The 26,683-nt window shown below is 66.2% G+C and carries 33 protein-coding genes; 12 read left to right on the top strand and 21 right to left on the bottom strand.

What is annotated here, in order from left to right; genetic code table 11:
- Position 1 precedes the first annotated feature (1 nt).
- From KF785_10535 to rpmE, 6 genes are read right to left on the bottom strand one after another with little or no spacing between them, the layout of a single operon-like run.
- The gene (locus KF785_10535; protein MBX3147193.1) at positions 2-1,303 is read right to left on the bottom strand and encodes a PDZ domain-containing protein; all 1,302 of its coding nucleotides are present in this window, start codon (positions 1,301-1,303) and stop codon (positions 2-4) included.
- The gene (gene tmk, locus KF785_10540; protein MBX3147194.1) at positions 1,300-1,932 is read right to left on the bottom strand and encodes a dTMP kinase; all 633 of its coding nucleotides are present in this window, start codon (positions 1,930-1,932) and stop codon (positions 1,300-1,302) included. Before tmk ends, KF785_10535 begins: the two co-directional genes overlap by 4 nt.
- Positions 1,932-2,285: a YlbF family regulator gene (locus KF785_10545; protein MBX3147195.1), complete on the bottom strand. Its 354-nt coding sequence runs from the start codon at positions 2,283-2,285 to the stop codon at positions 1,932-1,934. Before KF785_10545 ends, tmk begins: the two co-directional genes overlap by 1 nt.
- Complete coding sequence (prmC, locus tag KF785_10550) at positions 2,282-3,133, bottom strand: peptide chain release factor N(5)-glutamine methyltransferase (protein MBX3147196.1); 852 nt, start codon at positions 3,131-3,133, stop codon at positions 2,282-2,284. Before prmC ends, KF785_10545 begins: the two co-directional genes overlap by 4 nt.
- Positions 3,134-3,136: 3 nt before the next feature.
- Positions 3,137-4,195 carry a peptide chain release factor 1 gene (prfA, locus tag KF785_10555; protein ID MBX3147197.1) on the bottom strand — a complete coding sequence of 353 codons (1,059 nt, stop codon included), beginning with the start codon at positions 4,193-4,195 and terminating at the stop codon, positions 3,137-3,139.
- A gap of 3 nt (positions 4,196-4,198) precedes the next feature.
- Positions 4,199-4,423 (bottom strand): 50S ribosomal protein L31, encoded by a 225-nt coding sequence (gene rpmE, locus KF785_10560; GenBank protein MBX3147198.1) that lies wholly within the window; start codon positions 4,421-4,423, stop codon positions 4,199-4,201.
- A gap of 190 nt (positions 4,424-4,613) precedes the next feature.
- On the opposite strand from rpmE, the gene KF785_10565 reads away from it, so the two are divergent.
- The 3 genes from KF785_10565 to KF785_10575 are packed head-to-tail and all read left to right on the top strand — an operon-like array spanning position 4,614 to position 6,852.
- Positions 4,614-5,291 carry a Crp/Fnr family transcriptional regulator gene (locus KF785_10565; GenBank protein MBX3147199.1) on the top strand — a complete coding sequence of 226 codons (678 nt, stop codon included), beginning with the start codon at positions 4,614-4,616 and terminating at the stop codon, positions 5,289-5,291.
- Between the two features lie 2 nt (positions 5,292-5,293).
- Entirely contained in the window at positions 5,294-6,139 is an 846-nt protein-coding gene (locus tag KF785_10570; protein MBX3147200.1) for an MBL fold metallo-hydrolase, read from the top strand.
- 14 nt (positions 6,140-6,153) lie between these two features.
- The gene (locus KF785_10575; GenBank protein MBX3147201.1) at positions 6,154-6,852 is read left to right on the top strand and encodes a hypothetical protein; all 699 of its coding nucleotides are present in this window, start codon (positions 6,154-6,156) and stop codon (positions 6,850-6,852) included.
- A gap of 32 nt (positions 6,853-6,884) precedes the next feature.
- Here KF785_10575 and KF785_10580 read toward each other — a convergent pair whose 3' ends face one another.
- From KF785_10580 to thpR, 10 genes are all read right to left on the bottom strand, one after another.
- Positions 6,885-8,138 (bottom strand): DUF4105 domain-containing protein, encoded by a 1,254-nt coding sequence (locus tag KF785_10580; protein MBX3147202.1) that lies wholly within the window; start codon positions 8,136-8,138, stop codon positions 6,885-6,887.
- Positions 8,135-9,217 carry a Gfo/Idh/MocA family oxidoreductase gene (locus tag KF785_10585; protein MBX3147203.1) on the bottom strand — a complete coding sequence of 361 codons (1,083 nt, stop codon included), beginning with the start codon at positions 9,215-9,217 and terminating at the stop codon, positions 8,135-8,137. The genes KF785_10580 and KF785_10585 overlap by 4 nt, the downstream gene beginning before the upstream one ends.
- Positions 9,218-9,228: 11 nt before the next feature.
- Positions 9,229-10,470, bottom strand: a complete 1,242-nt coding sequence (locus KF785_10590; protein ID MBX3147204.1) for a SpoIID/LytB domain-containing protein — start codon at positions 10,468-10,470, stop codon at positions 9,229-9,231.
- Complete coding sequence (locus KF785_10595; protein MBX3147205.1) at positions 10,451-10,954, bottom strand: YajQ family cyclic di-GMP-binding protein; 504 nt, start codon at positions 10,952-10,954, stop codon at positions 10,451-10,453. The genes KF785_10590 and KF785_10595 overlap by 20 nt, the downstream gene beginning before the upstream one ends.
- Positions 10,955-10,959: 5 nt before the next feature.
- A complete protein-coding gene (locus tag KF785_10600; protein MBX3147206.1) occupies positions 10,960-11,829 on the bottom strand; it encodes a sigma-70 family RNA polymerase sigma factor in 870 nt (289 codons plus the stop codon).
- Positions 11,830-11,926: 97 nt separating this feature from the next.
- Positions 11,927-13,414, bottom strand: a complete 1,488-nt coding sequence (locus KF785_10605) for an aldehyde dehydrogenase family protein (GenBank protein MBX3147207.1) — start codon at positions 13,412-13,414, stop codon at positions 11,927-11,929.
- A gap of 120 nt (positions 13,415-13,534) precedes the next feature.
- A complete protein-coding gene (locus KF785_10610) occupies positions 13,535-14,002 on the bottom strand; it encodes a hypothetical protein (protein MBX3147208.1) in 468 nt (155 codons plus the stop codon).
- On the bottom strand, positions 13,999-15,360 hold the full coding sequence (locus KF785_10615) for a sigma-54-dependent Fis family transcriptional regulator (protein MBX3147209.1): 1,362 nt from the start codon (positions 15,358-15,360) through the stop codon (positions 13,999-14,001). The genes KF785_10610 and KF785_10615 overlap by 4 nt, the downstream gene beginning before the upstream one ends.
- Positions 15,357-15,995, bottom strand: a complete 639-nt coding sequence (locus KF785_10620) for a hypothetical protein (GenBank protein ID MBX3147210.1) — start codon at positions 15,993-15,995, stop codon at positions 15,357-15,359. Before KF785_10620 ends, KF785_10615 begins: the two co-directional genes overlap by 4 nt.
- The gene (gene thpR / locus KF785_10625; GenBank protein MBX3147211.1) at positions 15,995-16,534 is read right to left on the bottom strand and encodes an RNA 2',3'-cyclic phosphodiesterase; all 540 of its coding nucleotides are present in this window, start codon (positions 16,532-16,534) and stop codon (positions 15,995-15,997) included. Before thpR ends, KF785_10620 begins: the two co-directional genes overlap by 1 nt.
- Positions 16,535-16,660: 126 nt before the next feature.
- On the opposite strand from thpR, the gene arfB reads away from it, so the two are divergent.
- Together arfB and KF785_10635 are read left to right on the top strand one after the other, a co-directional pair.
- Positions 16,661-17,077, top strand: a complete 417-nt coding sequence (gene arfB / locus KF785_10630) for an aminoacyl-tRNA hydrolase (protein ID MBX3147212.1) — start codon at positions 16,661-16,663, stop codon at positions 17,075-17,077.
- Entirely contained in the window at positions 17,070-17,369 is a 300-nt protein-coding gene (locus tag KF785_10635; GenBank protein ID MBX3147213.1) for a DUF4031 domain-containing protein, read from the top strand. The genes arfB and KF785_10635 overlap by 8 nt, the downstream gene beginning before the upstream one ends.
- 10 nt (positions 17,370-17,379) lie before the next feature.
- On the opposite strand, the gene KF785_10640 is transcribed toward KF785_10635, so the two are convergent.
- Complete coding sequence (locus KF785_10640; GenBank protein ID MBX3147214.1) at positions 17,380-17,943, bottom strand: SRPBCC family protein; 564 nt, start codon at positions 17,941-17,943, stop codon at positions 17,380-17,382.
- Positions 17,940-18,416 carry a MarR family transcriptional regulator gene (locus KF785_10645; GenBank protein ID MBX3147215.1) on the bottom strand — a complete coding sequence of 159 codons (477 nt, stop codon included), beginning with the start codon at positions 18,414-18,416 and terminating at the stop codon, positions 17,940-17,942. Before KF785_10645 ends, KF785_10640 begins: the two co-directional genes overlap by 4 nt.
- Before the next feature lie 130 nt (positions 18,417-18,546).
- Here KF785_10645 and KF785_10650 point away from each other — a divergent pair, with 130 nt between their 5' ends.
- From KF785_10650 to KF785_10665, 4 genes are read left to right on the top strand one after another with little or no spacing between them, the layout of a single operon-like run.
- Positions 18,547-19,230, top strand: a complete 684-nt coding sequence (locus KF785_10650; GenBank protein MBX3147216.1) for an energy transducer TonB — start codon at positions 18,547-18,549, stop codon at positions 19,228-19,230.
- Positions 19,227-19,988 (top strand): LamB/YcsF family protein, encoded by a 762-nt coding sequence (locus KF785_10655; protein ID MBX3147217.1) that lies wholly within the window; start codon positions 19,227-19,229, stop codon positions 19,986-19,988. The genes KF785_10650 and KF785_10655 overlap by 4 nt, the downstream gene beginning before the upstream one ends.
- On the top strand, positions 19,988-20,635 hold the full coding sequence (gene pxpB, locus KF785_10660) for a 5-oxoprolinase subunit PxpB (GenBank protein MBX3147218.1): 648 nt from the start codon (positions 19,988-19,990) through the stop codon (positions 20,633-20,635). Before KF785_10655 ends, pxpB begins: the two co-directional genes overlap by 1 nt.
- A complete protein-coding gene (locus KF785_10665) occupies positions 20,632-21,585 on the top strand; it encodes a biotin-dependent carboxyltransferase family protein (protein MBX3147219.1) in 954 nt (317 codons plus the stop codon). The genes pxpB and KF785_10665 overlap by 4 nt, the downstream gene beginning before the upstream one ends.
- Here the strand turns inward: KF785_10665 and KF785_10670 are convergent.
- Complete coding sequence (locus KF785_10670; GenBank protein ID MBX3147220.1) at positions 21,554-22,477, bottom strand: metal-dependent hydrolase; 924 nt, start codon at positions 22,475-22,477, stop codon at positions 21,554-21,556. The genes KF785_10665 and KF785_10670 overlap by 32 nt on opposite strands.
- 110 nt (positions 22,478-22,587) lie before the next feature.
- Here KF785_10670 and KF785_10675 point away from each other — a divergent pair, with 110 nt between their 5' ends.
- A complete protein-coding gene (locus tag KF785_10675; protein MBX3147221.1) occupies positions 22,588-23,112 on the top strand; it encodes a hypothetical protein in 525 nt (174 codons plus the stop codon).
- 234 nt (positions 23,113-23,346) lie between these two features.
- Positions 23,347-23,751 carry a hypothetical protein gene (locus tag KF785_10680; GenBank protein ID MBX3147222.1) on the top strand — a complete coding sequence of 135 codons (405 nt, stop codon included), beginning with the start codon at positions 23,347-23,349 and terminating at the stop codon, positions 23,749-23,751.
- Here the strand turns inward: KF785_10680 and KF785_10685 are convergent.
- On the bottom strand, positions 23,748-25,286 hold the full coding sequence (locus tag KF785_10685; GenBank protein MBX3147223.1) for a YifB family Mg chelatase-like AAA ATPase: 1,539 nt from the start codon (positions 25,284-25,286) through the stop codon (positions 23,748-23,750). The genes KF785_10680 and KF785_10685 overlap by 4 nt on opposite strands.
- Before the next feature lie 98 nt (positions 25,287-25,384).
- A complete protein-coding gene (locus tag KF785_10690) occupies positions 25,385-25,702 on the bottom strand; it encodes a heavy metal-binding domain-containing protein (protein ID MBX3147224.1) in 318 nt (105 codons plus the stop codon).
- A 145-nt stretch (positions 25,703-25,847) separates the two neighbouring features.
- On the opposite strand from KF785_10690, the gene KF785_10695 reads away from it, so the two are divergent.
- Positions 25,848-26,681 (top strand): VOC family protein, encoded by an 834-nt coding sequence (locus KF785_10695; GenBank protein ID MBX3147225.1) that lies wholly within the window; start codon positions 25,848-25,850, stop codon positions 26,679-26,681.
- The last annotated feature ends 2 nt before the right edge of the window (positions 26,682-26,683 follow it).

Consider the following 26,683-nt stretch of genomic DNA (forward strand, 5'->3'; position numbering starts at 1 on the left):
ATCAGTTGCTGGTCAGGGCGGCGATCAGTGATTTCCGGTCCGGCGCCCCGGCCAGCAGTTGGCGCGCCACCGCCATGGCCGGATCAGCCTGCGTGCTGACTTCTCCCGTGCTGGTAATCTCGCGGTCGGGGACCACGCCGCCGCCGCCCAGCACGACCCTCCCTCCCCCGGTTCGGAATTCGGGTCGAACCTCAACGGTGTCAACCGAGGCATCCGACTGCTGAAGCGGCGAGGTGCGCTGGATTACTCGCCCGCTGGGCGTGACCCACAGCTCGGTGGTGAGGCGCAGGGACAGGCCGCCACCAAGCGGAAAGAAGGACGCTCGACCGGCCCGACCAAAAGTCGTCTCGCCGACGATTACGGCGCGGTCATGATCCTGCAGCGCGCCAGCCACGACCTCGGCGGCGCCGGCGGTGCCACGATCGACCAGGACCACGACCGGCGTGTCGACGTGCCTGGTCTCGGCGTCACCGGCAGCCGCCGTCGAATCATCGGCCGGCCTCCGCCTGACGATGACGACGGACTGACCACGGTCGAGCAGCCTGGTGGCAAAGGTCACGGCATCGCCGAGGGTGCCCTCGACGGCACCGCGAAGATCGATCACCAGGCCGGGACGCCCGGGCCCGCCGGCGCGCAGGGCTTCCTCGAGGGCAGCAATCGCAGCCCGATCGATTCGATAGGCACGCAGATGGGTGGTGCCATCCTCCAGCGTTTGCAGGGTGGCGTCCGGAAATGCCGGCACACTTCCTCGCGTCAGCTCGAGCCGCAGGGCGCTCGTTGCACCCTCGCGACCGAGCCGCAGGGACACTGTCGTACCAGGCCTGCCGTCGATCAGCGCGGCGACCTCATCGGCAGACTGTGACCGGATGTTCGTCTCGCCGACCCGAAGGATCGCGTCGCCCGACCGGATCCCGGCCGCGGCCGCAGGCGATCCCGGCACTACTGAGACCGCAGCGACGAACCCATCAGCGAGATCGAGGTAGAGGCCCTGCACCGGTGCGGGACCGATCCGTCCCCTCGCCGCTGCCGTATCACGATCGGACACCAGTCCTGCATAGGGATCGCCCAGCTCACCCAGCACGCCGGACGCGGCCAGGCGATAGACCCCCGATTCGTCGAGCGAGTCGACCGCGTACGCCCGAACCGTCTGCAGCACCGAGTTGAACAAGCGGGTGCCCCCGACCGAGGCCACCGGAGCGGGCGCGGGCGCGACCGGGGTCAGGCCCTTGCGGAGCAACCAGCCGCCCAGGAAGAACGCGCCGACAGCAACCAGCCCGACCAGGAATGTTTTGAACCGCGTCACACCGTCGCTCCGACAAGGTCCGGACAGGCCCGCACCACGGCCTGCCATGCTGCGTCACCCAGCTGGTCCGGTCGCTGAGTAGCATCCAGGTGAACGATGCCCGGACCGGTTGCCGCACGGTACGCCTGGGCCACCCGCTCGTGAAAGGCCTCACCCTCACGGTCGAGTCGATCCTGCGCTTTTCCGCTGCCCAGCTGTCGCTCCCGGCCGACCGCAGGCGGCACGTCGAGCACCAGGGTCAGCCGCGGCGTCAGGCCTCCGGTCGCCGCCCGGTTGACCCAGGCGACCTGTGGCTCCGGCAAGCCTCGACCAGCAACCTGGTAGGCATGGGTCGATAGATCATAGCGATCCGAGAGCACCATGCGACCGGATGTCAGGGCCGGACGGATGACCTTGGCCACCAGGTCCGCACGCGCGGCGGCGATGTAGAGCAGCTCCGCTTCCGGCGTCCACTCCCGCTCGTCGTGCAACAGCTCGGCCCGCAAGGCTTCGGCCGCCGTGGTGCCTCCGGGCTCACGCACCAGAACCGGCTCGATCCCCGCCGCGCGAAGTCGCTCGGCCAGATAGCGCGCCAGGGTGGTTTTCCCGGCACCTTCCGGACCTTCCAGCACGACGAACACGCCGGTCATCAGCCCAGCGTAATGATGTTGCTGGTGGCGCCGCGCTCGATCCCGGCGGACATCTGCTGATTGACTCGGTTCATCAGCTTGTCGAAGTTGGCGCGGGCCACGACATAGGCCTGCCCGACCACCGACAGCTCGAGCGCCTTGACCGCTTCCTCGTACGACTGGGTCATTGCCTCGTCGGGCATCTGCCCCTGGGAAACGAGCCCGTCGATCTGCCGAGCCAGCGTCTGAATCTGGTCGAGCTTGGCCACCGTCTCGGAATCGTCCTTGAGGGCCTGCTCCGACCGACGAAGGGCCTGATACTCGGTCGACTGGCCGATCAGGCGGCCCAGGTCGAGCGCACGTTCCTCAATCATGACTTCCTCCATCGCGCCATCAGATACCGAGGGCGCCCAAAAAGGTCCGCTTCGATCCGAATCTCGGACCAGCCAGCCTCCGCTACTTGCGCAGCCGATTCCGACGGGCGGTCAGCGGCAATTTCGATCATCAGCCAGCCCCCCGGTACCACGACCCGCCCCGCATCCTGCGCAAGCAACCGGGTCGCATCCAGCCCGTTCGGGCCGCTACTCAAGGCCAGAACCGGCTCGTAATCCCGCACCGAACCCGCCACTGCAAGATACTCGGCCTGAGAGAGATACGGCGGGTTCGATACCACCACGTCGACCCGCCGCGAACCGATCGCCCCGACAAGGTCACCCCGCAGCAGTTGGATCCCGATTCCGGTTCGGCGACGGTTCACCGCCGCAAGCGCCAGCGCATCCGCCGACCGATCGATCCCGGCCACACGGTCGAAGCGTCCCTCGCTGGCCAGCGCCAGCGCGATGCAGCCGGTGCCGGTGCCGACGTCCACCACGGTCCCGCCGCTGCCCACGGCAAGGACCCGGTCGACCAGGCCTTCCGTCTCGGGGCGAGGAATCAGCGCCCGCCGGTCACTCCGCAGCACCAGGTTGCGAAAGCCTGCCAAACCGGTGACATATGCCAGCGGCTCGCCGGCCGCCCGCCGACGCACCAGCCGGTCGAGGCGCGCAGCCAGGTCAGGATCGAGATCACGACCGCGATCGGACAACACCCCCGCCACCGGCTGCTCGAGCACGTCACTGAACAGACGCAACGCCTCGCGACGCGGCTCGGGCATACCGACGCCCGCCAGCACCGCAGTCGCCGCTGCGAGCGCTCGCTCGACGGTTGGCGGCGCCGTCACCATGGCTCAGCCCTCATCGGCTTCCCGGCGGCCGGCCAGGCGCAGTGCCTTGACCAGATCGTCGAGGTAGCCGTCCATAACGTCGCCAAGGTTGTGCACCGACAGATTGATCCGGTGATCGGTGACCCGACTCTGCGGATAGTTGTACGTCCGGATCTTGGCCGAGCGGTCGCCGGTGCCGACCATGGCTTTGCGCTCGCGAGCGCGAGCACCCTCCTGCTCCGCAATCATCCGATCGAGCAACCGGGCTCGCAGGACCTCCATGGCTTTGATCTTGTTCTGCAACTGCGACTTCTGATCCTGTTGCGAAACCACGATGCCGGTGGGCAAGTGGGTAATCCGGACCGCGCTGTCGGTGGTATTGACGCTCTGCCCTCCCGGTCCGCTCGAACGGAAGACGTCGATGCGAAGATCCTGGGGGTCGATCCGGATATCGACTTCCTCGGCCTCGGGCAAGACCGCGACCGTTGCGGCCGAGGTATGAATCCGCCCTTGCGTCTCGGTGGCGGGCACCCGTTGAACCCGATGCACGCCGGATTCCCAGCGCAGCAAGCCGTACGCTTCGGCTCCCTTGACGGCAAGCACGGCCTCCCGGACTCCGCCCAACGCCGCCTCACTCAGCGACAGCGTCTCCACTTTGAGTCCGTGCCGCTCGGCAAAGCGGGTATACATTCGGAGCAGGTCGCCGGCAAAGAGGGCGGCTTCATCGCCGCCAGTCCCAGCCCGGATTTCGACGATGGTGTTGCGATCTTCGAGGGGGTCCCGCGGAACGAGGAGGTCGCCCAGCACGGGCTCGATCTGCCCCAGTTCGGCCTCGACCCGTTCGATGTCCAGGCGGGCCAGTTCGGCCAGCTCTGAGTCCTCAGCCTGCTCGAGTTCCCGGGCCTGACGGAGGTCTTCCCGGAGGCGCAGATACTGCTCACCCAAACGCACGATGGGCGCGAGCCGAGCGTGCTCGCGCCCAAGGGCGGAAATGCGGGTCGGATCTTTGGCGAGGTCCGGGTCGGTGAGCTCGCGAGAGACCACCTCCGCCCGCACCAGCGCCTGGCGGAGCTTGGCCTCCACGGCTTACTCCTTGGGCGCCGCTGCAGCCTCCCCACCACCGTACTTCCGGCGGAACCGATCGACCCGGCCTGCGGTATCGACCAGGCGCTGCTTGCCCGTATAGTACGGATGGCAGACCGAGCAGACCTCGACGCTGATCGCCGCCACCGTCGAACGGGTCTCGAACGCGTTCCCGCAGGCGCACTTGCCGACGAGCTTGTTGTAGAGGGGATGAAGATTCGGCTTCACAAGCAACTCCCACTGGACTAAACCGTTACCCGGTAACAACTTCTACTGGCCCCGGGAAAGCCTCTAAAGTTAGCCGCGGGTTCCGGTTGAGGCAAGCCGACCCGGAATACCTCCGCGATCGGGGCAGCCGACCCGCTCCCGATCGCAATTCGCTTGCTTCGGCCCCCGCTTCGCCCTATGCTGAACAGCCATGACCACCGCACCGATCGACGTGCTACGCACCGTGCCGCTGTTTCGGCACCTGAGCGATCAGGAAGCCCAGGCACTGTCCGGCCTCCTCCGGGAACGGCACTTCCATCGCGGGGCCGTCATCGTGACCCAGGGTGAGCCGGGTGACGCGATGTTCCTGATCGCCCAGGGTCAGGTGAAGGTCGCGGTCTTTGCCGAGGACGGCCGCGAGGTCATCCTCTCGGTCCTTGCCAGCAGCGGTTTTTTCGGTGAGATGGCATTGCTCGACGACGAACCGCGCTCGGCCCACGTCATCGCGATGACGGATGCCAAGCTGCTGCAGCTGCGGCGCGAGGACTTCCAGGCCCGGCTCAGGGCCTCACCCGAGCTCGGGGCCGCGCTGCTGAAAGAGATGACCCGCCGCCTTCGTCGTGCCGACGAGACTATCGCCAGCATGGCCCTTCTCGACGTCAACGGCCGGATTGCCCATCTGCTGCTGGAACTGGCACGAGAAGAGGGTGGGCAGCGGATCACCCGCAAGATGACGCATGCCACGATTGCGCAAATGGTTGGATCGAGCCGGGAAACCGTCTCCCGAACCATGCGCAGCCTCGCCGTTCAGAAAGTCATCGCGGTCAATCGACGAGAAATCGTCCTGCTCGCACCTGACCAGCTGCGCATTGCCGCGCAGCGTGCCTGACCATGCCGCTGACCGCCCGGTGCTGGGGTGCGCGCGGATCGATCCCCGCAACGGGGGGCGGCACCGTTCGGGTCGGCGGCAATACCCCCTGCCTTTCGCTCGAGGATGGTCTGGGTCATCGATTGATACTCGATGCCGGAAGCGGCATTCGGCTGCTGGGACAGACGCTCGATCCGGCCCTGCAATCCCTGACGCTGCTGTTGTCGCACACTCACTGGGATCATATCCAGGGGCTGCCGTTCTTCGCGCCGCTCCATCACCCGGGTTTCCACCTCACGATTCTCGGACCCGAACGCGCCGCGCCGTCCCTCGACGAGGTGATCGACCGCCTGCTCGACCCGGCCGTCTTTCCGGTTCCGCGCTCTGCCCTGGCCGGCTCGATTTCCGCCAGCCCGTTCGGGAACGAGCCACGCGCCCTCGACGGCTTTCTGGTCGAAGCGACACCCTTGTGCCACCCGGGAGCTACACTCGGCTACTCAATCCGACTCGGGACCGGTCACCGCGGGCTGACCTATATGACCGACAACGAGTTAGCCGTTGCTCGAAGGACTGGCGACTGGACCCGGTTCGTACGATTTTTGCAAGACACTCACACGCTGGTTCACGATGCCATGTATTTCGACCGGCAGCGTGCCAGCCGAGCCGGATGGGGCCATTCAACCGCCTGCGAGGTGGTCGAGCTGGCACTCGAGGCAGGCGTGGATCGGGTGGTGCTGTTCCATCACGACCCGAGTCATTCGGACGACGACCTGGCACGGCTGCTCGACGAGGCGGAGACGCGTCGAATCGAGCTTGGAGGCCGTTTCGACGTCGCCCTGGCAATCGAAGGCTCGACCTGGTCCTGCTAGATGAGGAGACCACCATGTTCCGTGTAATGCTGACCCTGTGTGCTGCGCTGCTGCTTGGCACCGCCGTCCTCTCGGCGCAAGACAACCGCCCCGGCGTTGCGGTCCTCCCGTTCGAGAATGGCGGCAGCTACGGTCGCGACAAGGAAGACTTCGACGCGCTGCGCCGAGGCATTGCGGCGATGGTGCTGTCGGAACTGGCCCGGAATCCCTCGATGCGGCTGGTCGAGCGCGAGCAGGTTCAGAAGCTTCTCGACGAGCAGGGCCTGGCCGCCGCGGAGCGGGTCGATGCCCGAACGGCGGCGCGGATCGGCAAGCTGGTCGGTGCCCGCTATATGGTGGCGGGGACGTTCATCGACCTGTATGGCGATTTCCGGGTCGACGCCCGGATCATCGACGTCGAGACGGGTGAGATTCTCAAGGTCGTGCGCAGCGACCCGAAGCTCTCCGACCGGAAACAGATGTTCCGGATCATTCAATCTGTTGCCGACCGAATTACGGAGGGCACGGCACTGCCCGCGCTGCCAGCGGCAGCCGCGCAAGCGTCCCGCGCCCGTGACGTGCCGACCGAGGCGCTTGGTCTGTACAGCCGCGCCCTGCTCTACCAAGACCGCGGCGACACCAAGAAAGCGGCAGAATTCTACAGCGCCGCCATCAAGGCCTTTCCGCAGTACACCGAGGCCCAGGAGGGCCTCAAGCGCCTCAATGCGGGGTGATCGCCCGCCCACGGCTCGCGAGCGGCGGCGCTCTAGGTCGCCGGCCGTGGACCCACAGCAGCCAGACCCGCCAGCAAGCCAAGATGCAGCGGCAGGGTCAACCCGATCAGGTCGAGATTGTCCTGGTGGAACGCCGGCAGGATCTTGAGCACCACGCCCGCAATGCTGAGCAGCACCACGACGGCCGCAAGCCGCAGCGCCGCCCGATGCCGAGCTTCGTTCCGCCAAACTGCCGCCGGCAGCATCACGGCCAGGGCCATCGACAGCAAGCTGAGCTGCAACACGTTCTCGTTCCGGTAGCTGACGGCATGGGCAGTAAACGCCCAGAGACCCGCCAGCAGAATGCCCCCGACACCAGCCAGGTAGCTCCACAACGTGGCCAGCGCGCCGAAACCGTTCCTTGCCCAGCTGCGCCGCCGACCGATCAACCCCAGGCCGACCAGCGCCGTCAGGCCGACCAGACCCGCCAGCAGATATCCCTCCCGCCAGGATGACGGCACCGCCGCGATCGAGTACGGGCTCGTCGTCACCAGATGCAACTCTTCCCTGACCAGCGGGCGACTCCCCCCTGCAGCGTCGTGAATGACCAGCTGATTGAGATAGGGCCGCATCATGATCGGCAGGAACATCTCCCCCCACGCGGTCAACGGCTGATCGACGGGCTGGCCAAGCCCGAACATGAGCGCGGTGTACGTCGTGACCGAGTTCTCGGTGGTTCGCCGGGTATGATAGCGGTAGGTCTGATCGGTCCGCAGACTGTCGGCCCAGGCCTTGAGCTGCCCGCCGACCGCACGATCGATCACATCACGCAATCGGGTCGAACAGTTATCGAGGTAGTAATCGTAGTCGTAGTAGCGATTCTCGTCCCGGATGTTCCAGCGAAGGAAATCGTACATTGCCAGCTTCGCATCAGGGTCGAGATCGAGTTCCTGCGACCAGATCGAACGTCCCAACCGCTGGTACGCTGCCAGGGTGCGGGCGCCGTCGGCCTCCCCCATCGAATAGCGAAGATCCTTCCGGGCAAACCGGGCCACGAACCCGACCTGCTCACGCCAGGTGCGCCCGAAGTCGAAGCGACCATAGTCGTAGGCGACGTCTGTACCGGCGCGATGATCGACGATGCGAATGGCATTGTGCCCGAAGCGCTCCCATACGAGATCGCCCGGGTCGAAGGTGAGCAAATAGACGGACAACTCACTGCCTGGAACGGAATCGGCCGGACCTGCCTGCGGGGGCAACGACGCGGCCAGGCCGGCCGCCAGGACAATCGACGCCAGCCAGCTCACAGCGCGATATCTCGCCCCTCGGCGTCCGATTCGTAGATCGCTTCGAGAACCCGCAGGACCAGAACCTGCTCATCGAGCGACGGCGCCGGCACCCGACGACCGACCGCCGCAAGGAAGTGGGCCCACTGCGCCCGGAACGAAGCGATGAAGGCGTTTTCCCGACTGAACGACCCCGTCGGTGAGACATCGTGGGCCACACCGTGCAGCTCTTTCCAGACCTGCAGCGGGTTGATCCCGGCGGTGCCCTTCGAGCCCCGAATTCCGGCCCCGAATCGCTCACCTTCCCCGATGTGTCGCCAGGTAACGTCGACGAAGATCGCCGCGCCGTTCTCGCAAACGAGGAAGGCGCTGCCCGACTGTTCCACATTCCGATCGCCGCCGGGACGGCTCAAGCTGGCGCTGACGCGCGCCGGAACCGGGTTGTTGCCCAGCCAGAGACCCAGATCGAGCAGCGTCAGCCCAAGGTCGAGCATCGCGCCGCCCCCGGCCTGGGTCAGCTTCTGGCGCCAGCCGAGCTGTGCCCGCGCCGGGCGCGCCAGGTGCCAGCTGGCTCGAACGCTGGTGATCTCTCCCAGCTCACCGGCTTGCACGAAACTCCGGACGGCCTGCACGTCGGGGCGATACCGGTGGGTCATCCCGGTCATTACGACACGCTGGCGCTTGTCGGCCGCTCGTGCGACACGCTCCGCACTGGCCGAGGACAGCGCGAGGGGCTTCTCGACCAGGACGTCGAGGTCAGCCGACAGCGCCGCGAGAATGTGCGATTCATGGAGGTGATTGGGGGTGGCGATCAGGACGGCGTCGAGCTCTTCGTGCGCCAGGAGATCCTCGAAATCGTCGTAGACGCTCGGAATCCCGCTGCGCTGCGCCAGCGCGCGCGCCTTGCTCAAGTCGACATCGCAGAGCGCGGCGATCTTGACACCCCGGGTCTTGCGGAGCACCGGCAGGTGAGCAACCTGTACGATCGCACCGCCTCCGATGATGCCGAGGCGCACCGGGGCCTGAAGGCTTTCCTGTTCGACTACGCGACCACCCGGCACGGGCCGGATGTGCGGGCCTGATCGACGTGGACCCGTCATCTCAATTGACCTCAGAAAAGGCGTCGAAGTTCCGTTCCCGGAAAATAAGCGGAGAGGATCTCCTGATACGATGCCCCGGCTCGGGCCCGGCCGAGCGCACCCCACTGACACATCCCGACCCCGTGGCCGTTGCCCCCGCCTTCCGCGACCAGCGTGACCAGCCGGCCGCCGGACCGGGTGGCCTGGAGGGTAAAGCGGGTACTGCGAAGCCAGCCACCGTCGCTCAGCCTGAGTGCCTGGCGAACGGCATTCTGCCCCGCGACCGCGGCGCTCGCTCCGGCCCGCACAACCGTAAGCCCGGTGACGCGACCGGTGCCAGACCGGCTAGCGACCCGAATATCCGATGCAACGGATGCTCCCCCGCCTCCCGATCCCTGGCGCACGAGCAAATCCTGCAGCGCCGAGCCGGTCCACTCTTCACGCCACCGGTAGCGCGGCGAGATGGCGCAGTAGGGGCGGCCGTCGGGTCCGCGGTCTTCGATGGATCGAAGGTACGCCTGCGGCCCGCCGGAAAAAACCGCCTCGACATCTTCCGTCTGTCCGGCACAGGTCGAGTGAAAGAACCCTTCGATGACCGCGTCGTTATAGGTGAGGACCTCACCGCGGGTACCGCGAACCGCTTCCCAACCCAGGTCCGTCTCTGACCCGACCCCGGCATAGGCCTGATCAGCGATGGTATTGATGACGTCGTAACCGCGCACCCGGTAACGCCCCAGGGCGCGGACCGCCACGGTTCGGGAGATCACGGCCTGAGCGTAGAGCGCCGCCAGATCCTGAGCGCCACGACGTCCCATCTCGGCGTTGACGACGCCGGCGACATAGGCCTCGAGTGACACCAGATTGACGACCTGGATACCGGCCGGAGAGGGCGTCACCAGCACCTCGCCGCGGTAGTCGCGGCCACCGACCCGAACAGTCCCGGCCGTGTCCGCTGCGCGGATGGTCAGGGCGGAGGCTGCCGAAGTCTGGACGCCACCAACCCGGGCCCAGACCGCCGTTCCGTTGCCAGCCACAACACCCGTCGCCCCGGCCGGAATCTCGACCAGGCCGCCACCGTCGCGCCCGGTCAGAATGAGCGGACCGCCACCCCCAACGGCAATGTCAGCGACCGGAAGGCCAAGCCCGACCCGGACCGCAGGCTCCGCCGTCTCGGTCTCAGGAAAGGCCGCGACCTCGACCCGAGGGCAGCCGCCGAGGACGAAGACAGCCGCCAGCAGGCCGGCCAGACGCAGTTCAACCGCGGTAGTTGCCAAACTTGAGTTCGATGCCGAAGTCCTGCGAGCGAAGGAAGGCCATCACTGCCTGCAGCTCGTCGCGCGAGGGGCTCATGACCCGAACCTCGTCTCCCTGAATCTGGGTCTGGACCTTTTTGAAGCCCTGTTCTTTGATTCCTTTGGAAATCTTCTTGGCCGTGTCCTGGTCGATGCCCTGCGTCAGCGTCAGCGTGCACCGAACGCTCGTGCCGGCGCCGGGCTCGAAGTCGCCACGTTTGAGGTTCTTCGCGGGCACCTGACGCCTGGCGCACTTTGCCTCGAGCACATCGATCAGCTGCTGCATCCGGAATTCGTCGTCCGCAGCAAGCTTGATGACCGCCTTGTCGCGATCAAACTCAATGGTACAATTGGTACCCTTGAAGTCGTACCGCTGCGCGATCTCCTTGATGGCCTGATTGACCGCGTTGTCGACTTCCTGCAGGTCGGCGCCGGTCGAGATATCGAACGAACTATTGGTTGCCATGATTCCTAGGTAAGAAAGCTTTCGAGCGCTTTGGAACGGCTGACGTGCCGCAAGCGGCTCAGGGCTTTTTCCTTGATCTGCCGAACCCGCTCCCGGGTAATGCCAAGTTCGGCCCCGATCTCTTCCAGCGTCATCGGTTCCGGACCGTCGAGGCCGAAATAGAGACGAAGGATCCTGGCCTCACGCTCCTTGAGACCCTTGAGTACGTCCTCGATCGACTGGGTCAGGGCCCGCTCGAAGGTTTCCGCGTCGGGACCGGGATTCTGGGTGTCGGCAAGGTAGTCCAGCAGGCGGTTATCCTCGCCGGGCGCGAGCGGGGCATCGAGCGAGACATGATTCTGGGAGATCGACAGCGTCTTCTCGACTTCTTCGACCTCGATGTCCATGCCCTCGGCCACCTCGGCTGCCGTGGGCTGCCGGCCCAGTTCCTGTTGCAGCGCGGAGCTGCGCCGGGTAATCCGATGGAGCGCGCCGGCCCGATTGAGTGGCACGCGGACGATGCGACTCTGCTCTGCCAGAGCCTGCAGGATGGCCTGGCGGATCCACCAGACCGCATAGGAAATGAACTTGATGCCCTTGGTTTCGTCGAACTTATGTGCGGCCCGGATCAAGCCGAGGTTGCCCTCGTTGATCAGGTCGGAAAGCGAGACACCCTGGTTCTGGTATTTCTTGGCGACCGACACGACGAACCGGAGGTTGCTGCGCACGAGTTTGTCGAGGGCCTCCTCCTCCCCCAGGCGAATTCGCTGGGCAAGCCGAACCTCCTCCTCCTGCGGGATCAGCGGATACCGGCTGATTTCCCGCAGGTAGAGGTCCAGAGACCCTTCATCGGATGACGACCCACCCTTACCGGGGCCGACCCGAATTGCACGCATAGGCTGTAGGCCTCAACCCACCGATTGCAGTTGGATCCAAGCTACCCCGCGCGGTCGGGCGACCGCAACCGGGGAGACGATCGAGGCCGGGACACGATCAGTCGTAATTGTCGATCTGCGCGCGCTGCAACGTCCCGGAGTAATCGACATAGCACACTTTCGTTTCCGAGAAGAACTCATACCCTTCCCAGCCAACTTCGCGATGACCGTTCCCGGTCTGCTTGATACCGCCGAAGGGAAGATGCGCTTCGGCCCCGATGGTCGGCGCATTGATATATGTGATCCCGTTGTCGAGTTCTTCGAGGGCCCGGAAGCCCTGATTCACATCGCGCGTGTAGAGCGCGCTCGACAGGCCATACTTGACGCCGTTGTTGATCCGAACCGCCTCATCGAAGCTCCCGAAGCGGATCACACTCAGGACGGGGCCAAAGATTTCCTCCTGCGCCACCCGGTGGCTGGGCTTGACTCCCGTCAGGATCGTCGGCCGGTAGAACCAGCCATTCTGATACTTGGCTCCACGCGGCTTCCGACCGCCGACGACGACCTCGGCCCCCTGCTCCACCCCGATTGCTACGTAGCGTTCGACCTTCTGGCGTGACCGTTCGTGAATCAGCGGGCCGACCTGCGTCTTGGGTGCACGACCGTCGCCGACGATGAGACCTTCGGCCGCCTCGGCCAGCCGCCGTACGAACCGGTCATGGATCTTGCGATGCAGCAGCAGCCGACTGGTTGCCGTGCAGCGTTGGCCGGTCGTGCCGAAGGCGCCCCACAACACGCCGTCGAGCGCCAGGTCGAGATCGGCGTCGTCCATCACGATCATCGCATTCTTCCCGCCCATTTCGAGGGACAGGCGCTTGTGCATCCGGCCGCAGGTCTCACCGACCTTGGCCCCGGTATCCGTCGACCCCGTGAAGGAGACGACGGCAACGTCCGGATGCTCCACGAGCGCCTGCCCAACGGCCCCCTTGCCATGCACCAGCTGAATCGCCTCAGGAGGCAGGCCCGCCTCCAGCAGAATCTCGACCAGCAGGCTCGACGTATGGGGGACGTCTTCGGAAGGCTTGAGCACCACGCTGTTCCCGCACAGCAGCGCCGGGAACATCTTCCAGGTCGGAATGGCCAGCGGGAAATTGAACGGCGTCACGAGGCCCACGACCCCGATTGGCCGCCGATAGCTCATGGCCCACTTCCGTTTGAGCTCCGACGGCACGACATGACCAAACAGGCGCCGGCCTTCCGACGCCGCGTAGTACGCCGTGTCGATGGCCTCCTGGACATCACCGCGCGTCTCAGCCAGAACCTTTCCCATCTCGCGCGTCATCGCGTTGGCCAGAGCTTCCTTGCGGTCGACCAGCGCGTCGCCGATTCGCCGGAGAATGTCGCCCCGGGCCGGCGCGGGAACCCGAGACCAACGTTCGAACCCCTGCTTGGCTGCAGCCACCGCGCGGGCAACATCGCGAGCGGACGACTCAGGAAACCGTCCGATCAGGTCACGGGTATTGGCCGGGTTACGGTTTTCGAAGTAGGTGCCGGTGGACGGTGCCGTCCAGGCGCCGGCAATGAAGTTCTTGAAGGTCTTGGCCATCGAAGTCTACGTCAGATGAGAGAGTTAGCCCTGGGCCGACGACTGAACCGGCCGTCGGCAATCCAGAGGCAAGCTAGTCGATTCCACGGCGCGGCCAACCCCAGACCACCGGGTGGCAGGTCAGGAACAGAACCAGGGGGCGGCCTGCCCAGCGTAGCCGATGCGGGGCAGGAGTGTGGCGGCCAGCAAAATGCCGCCCCAGATCAGCACGGCAAGCGAGACAATGTGCGCAGCAGCCATTCGCCGGTGCCAACTCGACACCATACCCCAGACGCCGCTGACCAGCACAACACCCACGGCGCCGAGATAGAGCAGCAGGGGCAGGCCGCAGGCGTGGATGTATGGCCATTGCGTCATGGCCGCCGCCAGCGCAACCCCGAGCCCGACCCGCAGCCAGGTCGAAAACCGAGCCCCACGCCCGGCCACGGGCGCAGCCGGAGCCTGAGCGCGTGCCGGGGCGGCACCGGTTCGCGGGGCGGGCGCTGCCGGTCCGCTGCCGGCCCCAAGCTGCGCTGGCGGAGTCTGCGCGATGATCTTATCGATCTCCGCCATCTCCTTGTCCCAATCGCGCGGCTGGTTCGAGGTCATCGTGACTCCCGCGTTAGCTGATGCTTTTCGATCTTCTTGTACAGGTTGGACCTCGGCATGGCCAACGCCCGCGCCGTCTCAGATACATTCCAGTCGTGCTCGCGCAGTTTCTGGAGCAGGAAGAGACGCTCCGCATCCTGCCGGAACGTTTCGAAACTCCCTTCGATGGCCTCCACGGCGTCGAGTGAGGTGGCCGCGGCAGCCGGCAGCAGGCGATCGACATCCGCCGCCGTCACGACTCGGCCCGAGAGAATCAGCAGTCGCTCGACCGCGTTGCGCAACTCCCGAACGTTTCCCGGCCACCCGCGCGTCTCGAGCCGCTCGACCGCCTCGGGGGCGAAGACCTTGGCCGTCATGCCGGCACGACCACCCAACTGCTCGACAAAATGTGCGACCAGCTCCCCGATGTCCTCGCGTCGATCACGAAGCGACGGAACCTGAATCGGGACCACATTGAGGCGGTAGAAAAGATCTTCGCGGAAGCGGCCCTCGGCAATCTCAGTTTCGAGCTGCTTGTTGGTGGCCGCCAGGACTCGGACGTCGATCTCGCTCGATCGCGCCGCGCCGATTCGGGTCACGACGCCCTCCTGAAGCACCCGGAGCACTTTGGCCTGCGCCGAGAGGGACATGTCGCCAATCTCATCGAGGAAGAGCGTGCCACCGTCGGCCAGCTCGAACTTGCCGGGCCGATCGTTGACGGCGCCGGTAAAGCTGCCCTTCATGTGACCGAAGAGCTCGCTCTCGATCAGTTCCGTTGGAATCGCGGCGCAGTTGACCTCGACGAAGGCGCGGTCGCGACGGGGCGAGGCCTCGTGAATTGCCCGCGCCACCAATTCCTTGCCCGTGCCGTTCTCCCCGGTGATGAGCACCCGCGCGTCAGTCGGCCCGACCCGGGCAATCAGTTCGCGAACGCTCCGAAGCGCCTCGCTCGACCCGACCATCGGATATTTGGTGTCGAGCGCCCCTTTGAGCCGCTCGTTCTCCCCGGCCAGGGAAATATGCGACATGGCGTTGCGCAGCGTAACCAACAGGCGATCCGTGTCGAGCGGCTTCTCCAGAAAATCGAAGGCGCCCTGCTGGGTCGCTTCGACCGCCGTTGCGATCGTCGCGTGACCCGAGATCATGACCACGGTCGCCGCCGGGTCGACGCCCCGCAGCCGCGCCAGCACCTCGAGACCGTCGAGCCCCGCCATCTTGACGTCGAGCAACACCACATGCGGCCGAAACGACTCGAACAGCGTCAAGCCTTCGCCGCCCGACGCGGCCAGCCGAACTTCCATACCCTCGTAGTCGAGCACCTGACGGAGGGCCTCACGCACCCCCGTCTCATCGTCGATGACCAGCACTTTGGGTCTCATCGCTGTGCCCCTCGCCCGTACAGGGTGAGTGAGCCCGGCGCCACCCGGAGACCGGTGATCCAGTCGTCGACCGGGATCACCAGCGACGACGCTGCGCCCGCCACGAGAACGCCGATGTATTTCTCCCAGAGGGCTTTCGGCAACGGCACCCCGCGCACCAGGACCTGTTCGATCCGCCATTCGGCCGAGCCGAGCCGCAGGAGACTGAGTCCACCGCGCACTTCGACGGTTTGCCGGCCCTTGATCCATTCCGACAGCGGGCCAAGCGCACCTGGCGGCAGTCGGTCGGCATCGACCTGCGCACGCAGCGCAACCGAGCCGTTGCCGAACTCGATCCGGACACTATCCGCATAGCCACGGGCTTGACGAGTCAACTCGTCCGCAACCAGTGTCTCGACATCGGTTTCGCTCAGCCTCACGGAATCGAGGCGGCGGGCTGCCAACGAGTCGAACCGGGCGACGATGCGCGCCTTCCGCACCTCCGGAGCAACCCCATCGATCGGCCGCGGCGTCTCGGCCGTTACCCGATGAACCCAGCGCTTGATGGTGGCCTGGTTCTGCCACGCAAGGTAACCAGCGCCGACCAGGAGGGCTGTGCCAAGCAAACGAGCCGGGAGGGAAAGGCAGCCAAGCATCAGAGCAGACGCGCCTCCGCCCGAGGCTGATACCGGGGCGCCCCATCGCCCAGCTCGCTCTCGAACAGGACGACCCGGTCGACCAGGAAGGGCGCCACCGGCGCAAGCTCCGCCGCGACATCGTGCCAGCCGCTGGGCAGACGATGCCCCTCGCGCACCCGGCCCAGCGTCACGTGAGGGCGAAACGGCCGACCTTCTGGCGGGAAGCCCAACCCGTCGGCGCCGCGCTCGATCCGATCTTGCAGGAGTTCCAGGCCGGTGTCGGCCTCTGCCTCCAGATACAGCACCCGCGGCCTGGCCGTGTTCGGAAAGCACCCGAGGCCGGTCAATGACATGGCGACTGGCATCATCTCGCGGGTCGCGCGTTCGAGCAACTCCGCCAGCACATCAATTCGGTCGCTGGTAACCTCGCCAAAAAACTTGAGCGTCACGTGCAACCCGTCCTCGCCAACCCAGCGAACCGGCCAGTTGGCCGCCTTGAGCCGGCGCATTGTCTCGACGGTCGCGCGCTCGACTTCGGGCGGCAACGGTACTGCCATGAACAGTCGCATACACTCCTGACGCCAACGCTGATCGCACACGCAGGTCCCACTCCGAAACGTAACGGTCCCCAAGGGTTCGGGAAACACGCTTCCCTCCGGAGGTCCGCACTCTATACTTCGACGATGCCGCGGCCGGTGTTTCGGATTCCTCCTGACGAACTCGACTTCCGGGCCAGCCGTTCGGGCGGCCCGGGGGGCCAGCACGTCAATACCAGCTCGACTCGGGTCGAGCTCAGGTGGAACGTCCGCACCACCAAGGCGCTCGACGACGCAGAGCGGGCTCGTGTTCTGGACCTTCTCCACGGTCGCATCGACGACGACGGGTGGCTGCGGATCGTCGCCAGCGACTCGCGCAGTCAGTTCCACAATCGGGTGGCGGCGGAGGCGCGGATGACCGCGCTCGTCGATCAGGCACGTCGTCCGCCGCGGGTTCGGCATGCCACCCGCGTTCCGCGCACCGAGAAGTTGCGCCGGCTGGCCACCAAGCGGAAACGCGGGGACACCAAACGCCAGCGCCGCCGCCCCAGCGCCGATGAGTGACGCGACCCGGGCCGAATGGCGCTACTTCGCGTCACGCGAGGTCGTGGAGGCACGAGTGTGGGCCGAAACCGGCGGGATTGCGGTCCACGAGAACATTTTCCGTTTCCGCGGGCGGCGCACCTGTCACCTGCTGGCCCGGGATGAGGCTGCACTGTTCGCCGCGGCCGGCTTGCTGGGCTGCCGCGACGAGTGGTTCCACCGAACCCGGACACCCCACTTCGACCTGATCGAGATCTACCTCGAACGGGCGCTGATCCGATGCAATCTGGTGCCGCCGGCAGAGCCCGACTGACCGATCGGCGTCAGAGGCCCCGCGCAGCCAGTTGCCCCGCTCGCCCCACGAGGCGCCGCTCGAGATCCTCAGCCATACCGTCAATCGTCGACCGATCGGCCCCCAAGACACCCACCAGAACTCGGCGGACCGGGTTGGCAACATCACGCTCGTCGCGCACCACCACCTCGGTACCCCGATCCTTCGGAGTCAGGCGATAGATCCAGCGCCGGGTCGAGTCTGCCACCCCGGCGGGCCGGACCACCAGGCGCTCGGGAGGCAGCGCCTCCAACCGCTCCATCGCGGTCTGCCGGCCGGCAGCACTGACCTCCCGCCAACGAATCAGGCCGGCGCCTGCTCCGTTGGGGAGCCGCTCGACGCTGGCCAGATCACGACGCCAGGCCGGCATGCCGTCCAGATCCGTCAGAACCAGCCAGACCGATTCAGGCGACGCCGGAATCCAGGCAACCGACTCTTCGGCGTGGCGAACCGGGAGTCGCGACCCGACAGCCCAGAGGGCCCCGGTCATCAGCAACGGCAGCAGCGCCAGGGCGCGCACGACCTGGCTGCGCCGACGCCGTTGACGACGATTCATGCACCACCTCGCTTGGAAGACGATGACCCGGCCGCCCCATCCGCCATGCGGCGGGCGGCTCGCGCCAGGGTAAGGAGTCCTTCGACACCGGCTTCCCGCTCGCGAGCCGACAGGGTCGCGAGCAGCGCCCGCACCCGGGCGGGATCGAGCATCGACTGAGCCGCGACGATCGACACCCCGGCTTCTGTCAGCCGCAGCGCCACCCGGCGCCCGTCGGCAGGATCCCGCTCACGGCGCACCATCCCGGCCCGCACCAATCGATCCATCAGCAGCGACATCGTCGGGAGGGCCACGCCGAGGGCGTTGGCGAGTTCGGTGAGGGTTTGCCCCGCTTCCGCGTCGAGGTGCGCCAGAACGGTGGCCTGATGCGCACTGACCCGCTCCCCGCCCTGCCCGACCTGCTCGCGCTGTCGCAAGGCGTGATGGAGAATCGGATAAGCAGTGATCAGTTGAGCAGCAGGATCGCGCAGCATTCGACAAGACTAGTCATATTATTTTTATTTGTCAAATAAAATTATTTGTCGGAAACACGGTGCGCGAAACCCGGTCCCCCTTGCCCCCGTCAGGATAGATTACATAGTGTTGACGCTGAGGACTCCGTCCATGGCTGACTTTCGTGTGCTTCCGCCGTCCGGGCGTCCCTGGGACATGGGCGCGACGGCGAGCTTTGTGCTCCACGCACTGATCGTCTCTCCGCTTCTTCTGCCGCAGAACGATGTGTCGACCGAGACGAGCCCGTTCGATCAAATCGTCACTTTCTTCGTACCGCCGGATCGCCCGGCTGGGGCGGCCGGAGGCGGCGGGGTCGACTGGTCCGGCCTGGTCGAGCATTCGGGGGCAACCGAAGAGCCGCTCGCACACGCCGAGCCAGAGGAGACCATTGCGCTGGGTCCGCCCGGCGATCTGCTCAACCCGCTTCCAACCGACCTGCCGCCGGGCGCGCTCCTCGAAGAGGAGACCGCGCTGACCGAGATCGAAGTCGACTCGACCGTGGTGCGCGATCCGCGCAGCGCGGCGCCGGTCTATCCCGCCGAGCTCCTGGCCAAGAATGTCGAGGGTACCACGTTCGTGAACTACGTGGTCGACTCCACCGGTCGGGTCGACAGCCTGTCGATTCGGGTGATTCAGTCGAGCCACCCCGAGTTCACCAACTCGGTGCGCAACGCGCTCGCGCTGATGTCCTTCCGGCCAGCGATCCAGGCCAACCGGCCGGTGCGTCAGTGGGTCCAGCAGAACTTCGCGTTCCGGATCGTCCCGCCGACGCCTGCGCCGCCCGACTCGATGTGAGCACGATCGACCTCAACGCGGATCTGGGTGAAGGATTCGGCCGCTATCGACTGACAGCCGACACCGAGTTACTGAGTCTGGTGACCTCTGCCAATGTGGCCTGCGGATTCCACGCGGGCGACGCCGTCGTGATGCGGGAAACGGTGTCGCGCGCGACGGCACGCCGTGTCACGATTGGTGCGCATCCTGGGTACCCTGACCTGCAGGGATTCGGTCGCCGCGACCTCGACGCCACGACGGATGAGATCGAGGCCTACCTGATCTATCAGATCGGCGCCCTTGCCGCCTTCTGTACGGCCTACGGCGCCCGACTCCGCTACGTCAAACCACACGGTGCGCTCTACAACCGCGCCGCCCGAGACGAGGCCACCGCGCGCGCGGTGGCACGGGCCATCCGAAGCGTCGACCCCGATCTCATCCTGCTGGGGCTCGACGGCACCACGATGCTGGCCACGGCGGAAGCGGAGGGGGTTGCAGTAGCGCGCGAAGCGTTCGTCGATCGCGCCTACCGATCCGACGGGCGCCTGGTGCCGCGTGACCAGCCCGGTGCGATCCTGGTCGAGATCCCCGCCATGGTCGAACGCGCAGTGCGGATGATCACCGATCGATATGTGATTGCCACCGACGGCACCCGCCGGATCGTTCGGCCGGACTCGCTCTGCGTCCACGGCGACGGCTCCGCAGCTGTCGCTGTGCTCGGCGCCATCCGGGAGCGACTCGACATTCTGGGTATCGAGGTCGCGCCATTCGCGACCTGATGAGACCGCGTCTCGCTCCGCACGGCGACGCGGGAATCGTGATCCGGTACGGTGCTCGACTGCAGCCGGGACTCGATCGTGTGGTGCGTCATCATGCCTCCGTCCTCGAGGCCGGGAAACTTGCCGGTGTGATCGAGCTGGTCCCCGGGTACGTCTCGCTGACCGTACACTTCGACCCGGCCCAAACCTCCTTCGAAGAGCTGCGGGATCGGATCCTTCCCCTGCTCACGCTGGCGCCGCCAACACCAACCGAACGAGTCGGGCGAACCGTTGTCATTCCGGTTCAGTACGATGGTATGGATCTCGATGAGGTTGCCCGAGCCGCCGGCATCACAGTCGCAGAGGTCATCGACCGACACACCGCGCCGGAGTATCAGGTTGCGCTGCTTGGGTTCGTGCCAGGGTTTGCCTACCTCGAGCCGCTCGACCCTTGCCTTGTCCTGCCGCGGAGAGCGACGCCGAGAAGCAGGGTCCCCGCAGGCTCCGTGGCCATTGCCGGGGCACAGACTGGGGTGTATCCGGCCGAAACGCCAGGCGGCTGGCTGATCATCGGCACCACCTCGCTTCGGCTCTTCGACCCCGACCGTCAGCCCCCCGCCCTGCTGACCGTGGGCGATCGGGTCCGATTCGAGGCGAGTGGCGGATGATCCTCACGATTCGCAGCGTCTCGGGACTGGCCACGATTCAGGACCTCGGCTGGGCCTCTCAGCGGGCGATCGGTCTCCCGCCGTCGGGCGCCGTGGACCGCGCCGCGCTCTGCATCGCGAATGCCTTGGTGGGCAACCCCGTGACGACCGCCGGGATCGAGTTGACGCTCGGTCCGATCGAGATCGAGACGAGCCACTCGGTTCTCGTCGCTGCCACGGGATCCGTCGGCGAATGGCGGAGCGGAGACCAGATCTTACCGCCAGCAACCACCGTCGCCCTCCCGGCGGGAAGCCGGTTCCGCCTCGGGCCAGGTCCGCAGACCCGGTTCGGCTACCTCGCGATTTCGGGGGGAATGGCCGTTCCGGAACAGCTGGGAAGCCGAGCCACCTACCTGCCCACCGGGCTGGGGGGCTGGCACGGGCGGGGACTCCGCCCCGGCGACGTGCTTCCCGTGGGCGAGCCGAGCCCGGCACCTCCAGCCGGTACGGCAGCAGATTCGATCGCCGCACCGACCGAGACGCCGATCCGCATCACGGGCGCAGGACACGACCATCTGTTCGACGAGCGGGCCGTCGCCGCCCTCGTCTCCGCACCGTATCGAATTCTGCCCCAGTCTGACCGGATGGGGTCACGGCTTGCCGGGCCGACGATTCACCCGCGAACCCGCGCCACCTTGCCCTCGGAGGGCACCTGCCTCGGCGCAATCCAAGTGCCTGACGACGGCAACCCGATCGTGATTCTGCACGACGGGCCGACCGTTGGCGGCTACCCCAAGGTCGCCGCGGTGATCGGCGCCGACCTGGGTCGCTTTGCGCAGGTACCTCTTGGTGGGCAGGTCCAATTCGCCTGGACCTCGAGAGCCGCCGCCGAGCGCGCCGCCCGACAGGCGCACGCCGCGCTCGGCCGTCTGGTCGCGGCTATCGGCCCCCGAGACTCCACTGCACGGTGACACTGGCCCACGAGGGCTCGCTGCCGTCCGAGTATCGCAGGTCGTAGATCCGCACGAGATCGTCGCGACCAAGCGCCACGGACGCTGGAAACCGGGCCCACCCGAGAAAAGCCCGCCCCTCGCGGGTCCGAGACGCAGCGAGGATCGCGACCGGGAATAGTGCATCGCGCATCACTTCCCGCTCCTGTCGAACCGTCGGCGTGGGCAGCAACCGTACAGTTCCCACGATCAGCCGATCGCCATAGTCGGCCACGAGCTGCTTCACGAACGGATTGACCGGCACCGCTGCCACCATCAGGTGCTTCGCCTCACCGAGTTCGGCACCGGCGGCTCGTCGGCCGAGCCAGGTCGTCCCGGCCATCAGCGCGACGTAGAGGGTCGCCGCCGCAACCGCCCAGTGGGCCGGCCGCGCCGAATCGGCCAGACCTCGGCGACGGGCCCGCACAGCGAGCACCAGGCCCACGCCAAGGATGAGGTACATCCAGATATCGATGATGAAGAGCGTATCACCGTAGTACCAGCGATCCACCATCGGCATCAGCCAGCGCATGCCATAGCTGTTCAGGAAATCCAGCAGCGGGTGCGAGGCCGTTCCGATGGCTGCGAGAATCACGAGGCCGCGATAGGAGGCCCGGGTCTCGCCGGGTTTGGATCGCCAGCGGTCGTAGAGTAAGATCAAGGCGGCGACGATGAACGGCCAGACGATCAGTGCGGGTATCCCGTGGGTCAGGCCGCGCCGGAGCTCCAGGTTGCGGCCCATGAACGCCGCGATGATGTCGATGTCCGGAATGTTGGCCGCAAGGACCAACGTCAAAGTGGCGCGAGTCGTCAGCGATCGAAGGCGAGTCTGCGCCAGTACGGCACCGGCGAGAGTGTGACAAATCGGATCCACGGCAATCCCCGTTGGTAAGACGGGTGCAAATCTATCAGGGTCTGCCGAGTAGCTGCGGGTCGCACTGATGGCACCCCGACCTGTTGACCGACACCGAGGAGTTATCACCGATGCGAGGACTGATCGCAACTGCGGCCACCCTGTTGACCGCTGGCACCTTGGCGGCTCAGGCTCAGGAGTCGGCCCGAACCGAGTGGGGCAATTTCAACTTCAATCGTGACCTCGGTCGAACCAGCGGTGCCGTCGCCGGCCCGGCAGACTCGGTTCATCGGGTCCTGCTCAAGACACTGGATGACCTGGGCCTCAAGATCAAAGACGACCAGACCGCACCACGACAGATTGCCATGGTCCGACATCGCCTGGTTCGCAGACTGGGCAAGACGACGTTGTCCCGCTACTTCTCGTGCGGCCAGGGGCTGACCGGGCCTAACGCTGACACCTGGTACGTCTACCTGAACTTTCACAGTCGGATCGCGGCTGGCGGCCCCGACAAGTCCCAGATCAATTTGGAAATCACCGCTGATGCGGTCGACGTTCCGGGCGGGCGCAATGATCGGGTTGCCTGTGCCACAACTGGGAACCTCGAACTCGCCATCATCGAACGGATGCGGGCTGCGTTTCCAGGAGAGACCTGACCACCCTCCCCCGTTAGGCTCTGGCTGCCCCCAGGCCTGTGTCGGGACGGCGTGTCGGAACAACACAGCCTCGGCCTAACGCCCTGCAGTGACAGCGACTTAGGCGGCTCCACCGGTGGTACGGTCGTTGCAGCTACGCAATCCTGAACCATCCCGGTCACCGATTACGTACTGAAAGAGAACCGTACCTCGAGTGCGAGCACCCGTTTTCGTTCGCGAAGGATATTGCAGGCCATGAAGTTGCTGACCCTCCTCCTCACCCTGACGCTGGCCCTGAGCGGCTGCCTGGGCACTGACTCGCAGGAAGTCGCACTCGGACAGGAGTTCGAGCTGGCCCCGAATCAGAGCGTTCGCGTTGCCGGTACGCCGCTGATCATCGGCTTCCGCCGCGTGGTGGCCGATTCCCGCTGCCCGATCGATGCCCTGTGTGTTACCGAGGGACAGGCAGGCATCGAACTCGAGATCTTTGGCGGCGGCCCTGCGGAACCCATTCTGGTAAACAATCCGCTCCCGACGGCCTGGGCCGAGGACGGCTATCGAATCCGGCTCCTCGACTTGCTGCCGCTCCGCACCGTGGCCGGCTCGATCGGGCCGGACCAGTACCGACTACGTCTGGCAGTCGACCTGACCGATCGTTAGGCGTCCGGCCGGCGCGATCGATCGAGAATCCGATATTGCACCGCCTCCGCTACGTGCGGTGCGCGGATGACGTCGGCTGCTTCGAGGTCGGCCACGGTGCGGGCCACTTTGAGCACTCGTGCGTAGGCCCGAGCCGACCACCCCAATCGATGCATGGCCGCCTCGAGCAAGCGCCGCCCCTCCGCATCGGGCCGGCACCAGCGATCGATGTCGCGCGCCTGCAAGTACGCATTGGTGCGCGCCCCTCGCCTACCCCGCAATCGGGCTCGCTGACGCAGCCGGGCTGCGTCCACCCTCGCGCGGACGGCTGCACTCGACTCGACGGGCGCGGGGTCTGCAAGGTCCTGCCAGGCCAGCGCAGGAACGGAGACATGAAAGTCGATCCGGTCGTACAGAGGTCCCGAGAGCCTGGCTCGGTAGGATCGGATCCGATCGGGCGAGCAGAGACAGGCCTTGACCGGATCATCGAGGAACCCGCAGGGGCACGGGTTCATCGCGGCCGCCAGCATGAACCGGGCAGGATAGTTCACACTGACCGCTGCGCGAGAAAGTGTGACATGGCCGTCTTCGAGCGGCTGACGCAGGACCTCGAGCACGTTACGTCTGAACTCGAGCAGCTCGTCCAGAAACAGCACGCCGTGGTGGGCCAGACTCACCTCACCAGGTCGAGGATGCTGGCCACCGCCTGACATGCCGGCATCACTGACAGTGTGATGAGGAGCGCGAAAGGGACGCGCCGTAACGAGGCCGCCCCAAGCCGGCAGCAGGCCCGCCACGCTGTGGATCTTGGTGACTTCCAGGGCCTCCTCAGCATCGAGCGAGGGAAGCAGACTCGGCAGGCGGCGCGCCAGCATCGTCTTCCCGCTACCTGGCGGGCCAACCATGAGGAGGTTGTGGCCCCCCGCAGCCGCCACTTCCAGGGCCCGCTTCGCAGCGCGCTGTCCGCGAACCTCAGCAAAGTCGGCCTCGTCGACGGGCCGAGTCACGACGCTTTGCGGTTCGTCCGAGCGGGGTATCGGCTCCGATCGTCCCTCCAGGTGCGCAACGACGTCGCGCAAGGTCCGAGCACCGAGAATCCGGACGCCATCGACCAGGGCGCCTTCGCGCTGGTTCGGCTCCGGAAGAACGATCCACTCCGCGCCAACCTGCTTTGCGCACGAGACGAGCGACAGGGTGCCTCGCAGCGGGCGCAGGTCGCCCTCGAGGCCGAGTTCGCCGAAGCAGAGGCCCCCGGCAAGGTCTATCGGCTTGATCTGGCCGCTGGCAGCAAGAATGCCGACCGCGATGGGCAGGTCGAAGGCAGAGCCCGCTTTGGGAACGTCCGCCGGGGCCAGATTCGCGATGATGCGCTTGAGGGGTACTTCGAAACCCGAGTTGACGATTGCGGCAGCCACCCGCTCACGGCCCTCCTTGACCGCGCCGTGCGGCAACCCGACCGTCGTGAAGGAAGGCAAGCCCGGTGCAAGGTCCACTTCCACCTCGACCGGGTAGGCGTCGATACCGAGAACGGCGGCCGACCGAATCCGTGACAACACCAACGCACTCCAGGCTCGGGGACGCGTCGATGATATCGTGCCCGCCCCCGCCCACGAGTACCGGAATGGCCCGGACCCGGAGCAAACGAATGCGTCACCTACGCTGGTTCGACCAGCACCGCCGTGCCGTAGCAGAGCACTTCCGTGACGCCGTGCATCACCTCGGTCGCATCGTAGCGCACGGCCAGAACGGCGTTGGCTCCGTGCTGCTCGGCATGCTCGAGCATCAACTCGAAGGCTTCGGCTCGAGTCCGCTCACAGAGCTCGACAAAGCGCTTGATCCGACCGCCCCGAATCGTTTCAAACGAGGCAAGCGTAAAGCCGACGATCGACCGCGATCGGACGGTTACACCCAGCACCACGCCGAGCGTTTCGACCACCCGGTAGCCCTCGAGCACCAGGGCCGTCGTGGTCATCCGGTGCTGAATCTTGTGGGGATTGGCTAATTCCGGCATCACACAACCTCCTCCGAACGGTTGCCCAAAGCTCGGCGGGCGCGCCCATGGTATCAAGGCTCGATCGTCCGGGATAGATTGACCGCAACTCGAGACTACGAATCCGATGCTCCATTTCGACCATGCCGTTCACGCCGTCCGGGACCTCGATCGGGCAGCGGCGACCTACCGCCGGCTCGGTTTTACCCTCACCGCGCGTGGTGGCCACCCCAAACTCGGAACCGCCAACCACACGGTCATGCTGGGGCGAACCTACCTCGAGCTGCTGACCGTGGTCGAGCCGCGGGAAGAAAATCGGCGCTGGCGGGAAACACTGGCAGCTGGCGAGCAGCTCGCGAGCATCGCCTACGGCTCCCGAGACGCGGCCCATACCCAAGCCACCCTACGAGCCCGCGGTATCGCGGCCTCAGACCTGCTCGACTTCAGCCGTCCGGTCCGGCTCGACGGAGCGGTGGTCGAGGCCCGGTTCACGATCACCCAGCTGCCGGCCGAGGCGACGCCTGCCCTGCCCGGCTTCGTTTGCCAGCACCATACACCCGAGCTGGTCTGGCGACCGGAGTGGCAGCGTCACGCCAACGCGGCAACGGAACTCGTGGCCCTGACCATCGTGCACCCCGATCCGGCGGCAGTCACTCCGGCCTACGATCGGCTGCTGGGCCGCGCCAGCGTTCACCCCCACCCCGGCGGGATTGCGCTCGACCTGCTGGGCACCCGAATCTGGATTGTCTCACCAGTGTATGCGGCGCATCGGCTCGGCCAACCTGCCTCGGCGTTCGGCCAAGCCCGCGGCATCGGTTTGACGGTCGCGGTGCGGGATCTTGGGGCCGCACGGCGCTGGCTCGACGATCAATCCGTGCCCCACACCGCCTTTGGCCGGCGTTCGGTGATGATTCCCGACAGCCAGGCACACGGCGTCACCATCGAACTGCTGGCAAGCTGACG

The organism is Gemmatimonadales bacterium (genome assembly GCA_019637315.1).
Classification (GTDB): Bacteria; Gemmatimonadota; Gemmatimonadetes; order Gemmatimonadales; family GWC2-71-9; genus SHZU01.